Origin of the sequence: Sulfurimonas sp., assembly GCF_019429335.1 — a bacterium.
Classification (GTDB): domain Bacteria; phylum Campylobacterota; class Campylobacteria; order Campylobacterales; family Sulfurimonadaceae; genus Sulfurimonas.
Map to the genome: position 1 here is coordinate 1 of NZ_JAHYJB010000046.1, position 6213 is coordinate 6213.

The window sequence follows — 6213 nt, forward strand, 5'->3', positions numbered from 1 at the left end:
AACTTTACGTCAAAAATCATCAAAAAAAGACAGGAAACGAGTCAGACCATTTTAGTCAAAGTGCTTGAAACATAGACGGGTATGGTGCTTTTGAGGATGTCCTCGCAGGATTAGGAAATTGGCGAGATGATTTTTGCTCATTTTTATTGTTAAGTCGCTCAATCTAATACAGGCTAGTTTATAGGATATATTCCAAAGTAGCCTGTCCCCTTTATTTATTTCCTCGTGTAATTTTATTATTATAACCAAATTCGCCAGATAGAATTATTGCCTTAAAATCTCAGATCAGTATAGATGTTTAGTTGTGACATTATTATTAATTATAACTTACTTTCTAATAGTGTTAAAACACTTTCTAAATTTTGCAATTTTACTTCTAATTCTGTTCTTGTAATTTGTACGCCAATATCTCCATGAGCAATAGCGTCTCTTGTTGATGCTATGCTGTCTAAAATAGATAAAGAAGTTAATTCAGCTTCGTTAAAAAATATACCTAAATTATTAAATAATTTTTCAATCGCTGGAGTTTTATATTTTGGGACCCTATCTTGAGTAAAGTTACGATAACTTATCTCTTGTGGATTTTTTTTATAAAATGATACAATTTTGTTGAGAGTTAATTCTTCTTGCTTATCTCCTAAAAAACTTCTAGTTAATAGACAAATACGTATATTTGAAATATCTTTTGTTTTGATTTCATCAATATAATTTTCTACTTTTATTTTAACGCTTGCTTCAAATTCAGAAAGCATCATCAGCCACATAGATTTTAAAATATAGGTTTCAGCATCACCGCTTGGCTCCCCATCTCGCCCAGTAAATTTACTAAGAACTTCCAAAATTCTATTTTTACCTTGTGTCATGTTATGTAATTTGTCCTAAAATTATTTTTTTGATACTAGCAACCCTGTTTTCTATCATTTTTCCACCTGCTTGAGAATGAAGACTTTTTTTAAATTCATCATTAACCATTAATTTTTCAAGCTCTTGTATAAACTGTTTTGGAGTTATATGAATTTTTTTATCTGTAAAATCAGAAAAGGCTAACATTTCGGCATCATATAATGACCTATTTGAGTTAGTAGTCCACTTTCCTGTTTTTATTCCATAACTTGAAAATGCATGCTCCCCTAGATACTTATACACTAATTCAATTGTATCATCAAATAATTTTTCAAAAGTCTTTAATGTTTTTTCAGGAGGATTTTGATTGTTTTTTAAAAATTCTGTAAGGAAAAAAGATAAATTTTTTGCTCGCTTATAACCACTATCATGATATGCAAAAAAACGAAGTACTAATTCTTCATGAGCCATATTTCTTTCGTCACGTTTTAATTTTAAATTCAACATTTTTTTAAGTAAAGGTCTTTCTGCTAATTCTTTAAGTAAATTATTAAAAGAACCTCGTAAAGTATTATTTCGTATTTCTTGTGGGGTTAATTGTACACTACCTAAATTTAAACGTTCAAAAACTTCATATTTAATTTCTTCATCAGATTCATTTAAAATTACAATTGCCCTAATTGATCTTTTTCTAATTTCATCTCTATCTCTTTGTTCAAGTTGTGAATAACTTTTCCCATTCACATCATCACGAATTTCTAGACCATTTAATATAAATCCATCATTAAGAAAGCTAGAAAAAGTATTTAATCGCTGTTGTCCATCAATTACTTCATACTTTAAAGTTTCAGCTTGCTCAGCAAAATATATAACAGGAATCGGGATATTTAGCAAAAGAGACTCTATCAAACGTGAACGCTTATGCTCTTTCTCATCATTAGCGCCCCAAACATCATTTCTTTGATAATCTGGTTTTAAATCAATATCACCTGACTTTATCTTATCAACTATATCTTGTACAGAATAATCATATGGCTGAGCCAATATACGACGCGGTGTTTTTTTGATGCTCATAATTATCATCCTAATATTTATTTATGTATTCCAATTTATAAAATTACATTGTCATAAAAGTAATTATAGCTAAAAGTAAAGCTTAGTGATATTGGAATATGTTAGTGAAAAATAAAGATTTTAGAATTATGCAATTTTTTCCATATCAAATTTACAACTAAAATCATTATAACCTGACAAAGTGGACCGGCGAGTTGCCCACAATCTCAAACAGCGTTCCCGTCGAATGATTACATTTTTATAGAGACAAAACTGCGACCAAAATTGTTTTAAAAGTAAAAAAATATTGAAAAAGTGAATAGATAGAATAAAGTTATTGATATAAGAAATAGTTATGAAAAATGTCTGAAGGTGTCGTGTTAAAGGGGGTTGTGTAAAAATGTGGTGGACCCTCAGAGATTCGAACTCTGGGAGGTATAACCCTCGCCGGTTTTCAAGACCGGTGCAATCGACCAACTCTGCCAAAGATCCACATTTGTGAAACGAAGTTATCATAAAATTTTGGAGGTGCCACCCAGATTTGAACTGGGGATAGCAGCTTTGCAGGCTGCGGCCTTACCACTTGGCGATGGCACCAGTTTCAACAAATTTTTATAATAGTGGTGCCCGAAGCCGGACTTGAACCGGCACACCCTTACGAGCGAGGGATTTTAAATCCCTTGTGTCTACCGATTTCACCACCCGGGCTTTGGGTTTTTTTTATCTTGTAAGATATCGGATATTTTTAAATATTTTAACTTATGGAGCGGGAAACGAGGTTCGAACTCGCGACCCCAACCTTGGCAAGGTTGTGCTCTACCACTGAGCTATTCCCGCATTTTGTGTACTTAAACTTTTTAAGTGAGCGGAATTATAGCCACTTTATTTTTGTTTGTAAAGAGTTTTTATAGAAAAAATTGAAAAAAATGCTATAATCTCATCAATAATAAAAGATAACAACTATAAATGAAGGATTTTAATGAGAAGCGATACCATAAAAAAGGGCTTTGATAAGGCTCCTCACCGCTCATTGCTTCGTGCAACCGGTCTAAAAGACGAAGATTTTGATAAACCTTTTATAGGGATAGCAAACAGCTACATAGACATAATTCCTGGACATTTTTTCCTGCATGAATACGGAGAGATTGTAAAAGAGGCTATTCGTGAAGCAGGCGGAGTTCCTTTTGTGTTTAATACCATCGGTGTTGATGACGGTATCGCAATGGGGCATGACGGCATGCTCTATTCTCTGCCTTCTCGTGAAATTATCGCAGACTCAATTGAGACTGTTATGAATGCACATAAGCTTGATGCAATGATATGTATACCAAACTGTGACAAAATTGTTCCAGGTATGATTATGGGTGCACTTCGCGTAAATGTTCCTACTGTTTTTGTTTCAGGCGGTCCAATGCCCGCAGGTCATAAAAAAGACGGTACACCGATAGATTTGGCTACTGCTTTTGAAGCAGTCGGCGTTCATGCTGAGGGGAAAATGACAGATGAAGAGTTGTACGACATTGAGTGCAACGCATGTCCAAGCGGCGGAAGCTGTTCTGGAATGTTCACGGCAAACTCAATGAACACTCTTTGCGAAGCTATGGGAATTGCACTTCCTGGAAACGGAACTATTTTAGCCATGACGCCTGCCAGAATAGAGCTTGTTAAAAAAGCGGCTAAGAGAATAGTTGAGATGGCAAAGGCAGATGACAGCAAATATAATCTGCGTAATGTTTTAAATGAAAAAGCTGTTCACAATGCGTTTGTAGTTGATATGGCAATGGGCGGAAGCTCAAATACCGTTCTTCACATGTTGGCTATTGCAAGAGAAGCAGGGGTTGATTTTCCTATTGAGAAGATAAACAATATTGCCGATAATATTGCGCATATAGCTAAAATATCTCCATCATTAACAACTGTTCATATGGATGATATTAACCGTGCAGGCGGCGTAAACGCAGTTATGAAAGAGGTAAGCCGCAGAGGCGGATTGCTTCATCTTGACAACCCTACGGTAACAGGTGAGACTCTCGGAGAGCGCATAAAAGATGCTAGCATCTTGGATGAGAGCATAATCCATACGAATGAAAATGCTTATTCTCAAGTCGGCGGACTCTCAATTCTTTTTGGAAATTTAGCATTAGAGGGTGCGGTTGTAAAAACTGCAGGAATTGAGCCGAGTATGCGCCAGTTTAAAGGTACGGCAATCTGTTTTAACTCTCAAGCTGAGGCAATAACTGGGATAATGTCGCATAAAGTAAAGCCTGGCAATGTGGTAGTTATCCGTTATGAGGGCCCAAAAGGCGGACCTGGAATGCAGGAGATGTTGGCACCTACGGCACTTATTCAAGGCATGGGACTTGGCGATAGTGTAGCTTTAATAACAGACGGTCGTTTTTCAGGAGCAACCAAAGGCGCAAGCATCGGGCATGTTTCTCCTGAAGCGGCAGAGGGCGGCTTGATAGCGCTTATAGAAGACGGTGATGAGATAGAGCTTGATGTTGATAAGCATATCTTGCAGCTAAATGTTAGTGATGCAGAGATAGCAAAAAGAAAAGAGAACTATAAACCTCATAAAAACGAGGTTAAATCGAAGTGGCTCAAGCGCTACCAGCTTTTAGTCTCAAATGCTTCAAACGGGGCAGTTTTAAAGACTGAGTTTTAATGATTTGTACGCAAGATGAGCAAAGCCCATCTTGCAACGCTAGTCGCTAAGGCACTAAAGCTTGCCTCTTATGAGGCAGAAATAAATATATAGAGAGATAGGAATAAAAATTTTGAACGCGATAGCAATAAAACATAACGGCGAAATTATAGATTTACAGACTGCCAAAGAGAAAGGTTTTGAGGGTGAACAGATTCATCTGGATAACTCTCCTGAATCGCTTGAGGTTTTGCGCCACTCAACAGCTCACCTTATGGCTCAGGCGATAAAATCACTCTATCCTGATGCAAAGTTTTTTGTAGGACCAAACGTCAAAGAGGGTTTTTACTACGATTTTAAAACTTCTAGTGAAATCGGAGAGTCTGATTTAAAAGAGATTGAAAAAGAGATGATCTCTCTTGCTAAAAAGAGGTATGAGATAGAGAAGTATGAAATCTCTATGGCTGAGGCAAAAAAGAAGTTTAAAGACGACCATCTTAAGCTGAGGGTAATGGAACGCATCCTAAGTGACACTGTTTCTATTTACAAGCAGGGTGATTTTGAAGATTTATGCCGTGGTCCGCACCTCCCAAATATTGGACTTATCAGATACTTTAAACTTACCAAGATTGCCGGCGCCTACCTTAGTGGAGACTCTAGCAATGAGATGCTTACACGTATCTACGGAATAGCGTTTGCAGACAAAGAGGCTCTAAAATCATATCTTGATATGATGGCAGAAGCAGAGAAGAGAGACCACCGCAAACTTGGCGCAGAGATGAAGATGTTTACGTTCCGTGAAGAGGTTGGGGCAGGTTTTCCAATCTGGCTTCCGGCAGGCGGAAGACTTCGTGCAAGGTTAGAGTCACTTCTATTTAAAGCTCACCGTAAGCGCGGTTATGAGCCTGTTCGCGGTCCTGAAATGCTTAGAAGCGACCTTTGGAAAACATCTGGTCACTACCAAAACTATGGCGAGAACATGTACTTTACAAATATTGACGAGATAGAGTTTGGTGTAAAACCGATGAATTGTGTCGGTCATATTAAGATATATGAAGAAGATTTGCACTCATACAGAGATTTGCCACTTAAATATTTTGAGTACGGTGTTGTGCATAGACATGAGATGACGGGTGCACTTCATGGGCTTTTCCGCGTTCGTGAGTTTACTCAGGACGATGCACATATTTTTTGTAGAGCAGACCAGATTGAAGAGCAGATTATAGAGGTTGTGGATTTTGTAGATAAAATCATGTCAACTTTTGAATTTAACTACAAAATGATGCTCTCAACAAGACCGGCAAAAGCTGTCGGAAGCGATGCAGTATGGGATGTTTCTACGCAGGCACTTAAAAATGCGATGGATAAAAACAATCTTGTTTATGAAATAGATGAGGGCGGAGGGGCTTTTTACGGCCCTAAAATCGATATTAAGATTACTGACGCAATCGGACGCGAGTGGCAATGTGGTACAATACAGTTAGACTTTAATCTACCTGAGAGATTTGAGCTTGAATATAACGGCGAGAATAACGATAAAATTCAACCGGTTATGATTCACAGAGCAATTTTAGGTTCGTTTGAGCGTTTTATTGGTATATTAACGGAGCATTACGCTGGAGAGTTTCCAATGTTTATCGCTCCGACTCAGGTTGCAATCGTTCCGATTGCCG

4 protein-coding genes and 4 tRNA genes are annotated in these 6213 nt (G+C 37.2%); 2 read left to right on the plus strand and 6 right to left on the minus strand.

Translation table 11 applies throughout. From position 1 onward, the window contains the following. Window positions 1-320: 320 nt before the first annotated feature. From K0A91_RS10460 to K0A91_RS10485, 6 genes are all read right to left on the minus strand, one after another. Window positions 321-863 carry a HEPN domain-containing protein gene (locus K0A91_RS10460; protein WP_295010134.1) on the minus strand — a complete coding sequence of 181 codons (543 nt, stop codon included), beginning with the start codon at window positions 861-863 and terminating at the stop codon, window positions 321-323. Between the two features lies 1 nt (window position 864). Next, entirely contained in the window at window positions 865-1917 is a 1053-nt protein-coding gene (locus K0A91_RS10465) for a DUF262 domain-containing protein (protein ID WP_295010135.1), read from the minus strand. 382 nt (window positions 1918-2299) lie between these two features. Next, a tRNA-Ser gene (locus tag K0A91_RS10470) sits at window positions 2300-2388 on the minus strand. 31 nt (window positions 2389-2419) lie between these two features. After that, window positions 2420-2493: transfer RNA gene (locus K0A91_RS10475), tRNA-Cys, on the minus strand. Between the two features lie 24 nt (window positions 2494-2517). After that, window positions 2518-2604 (minus strand) — tRNA-Leu (locus K0A91_RS10480). A 54-nt stretch (window positions 2605-2658) separates the two neighbouring features. Further along, window positions 2659-2733: transfer RNA gene (locus tag K0A91_RS10485), tRNA-Gly, on the minus strand. A 142-nt stretch (window positions 2734-2875) separates the two neighbouring features. Between K0A91_RS10485 and ilvD the strand changes: the two genes are divergently transcribed. After that, window positions 2876-4561: a dihydroxy-acid dehydratase gene (gene ilvD, locus K0A91_RS10490; protein ID WP_295010136.1), complete on the plus strand. Its 1686-nt coding sequence runs from the start codon at window positions 2876-2878 to the stop codon at window positions 4559-4561. A gap of 112 nt (window positions 4562-4673) precedes the next feature. Next, a partial coding sequence (gene thrS / locus K0A91_RS10495; RefSeq protein ID WP_295010137.1) for a threonine--tRNA ligase occupies window positions 4674-6213 on the plus strand: 1540 nt, incomplete at its 3' end.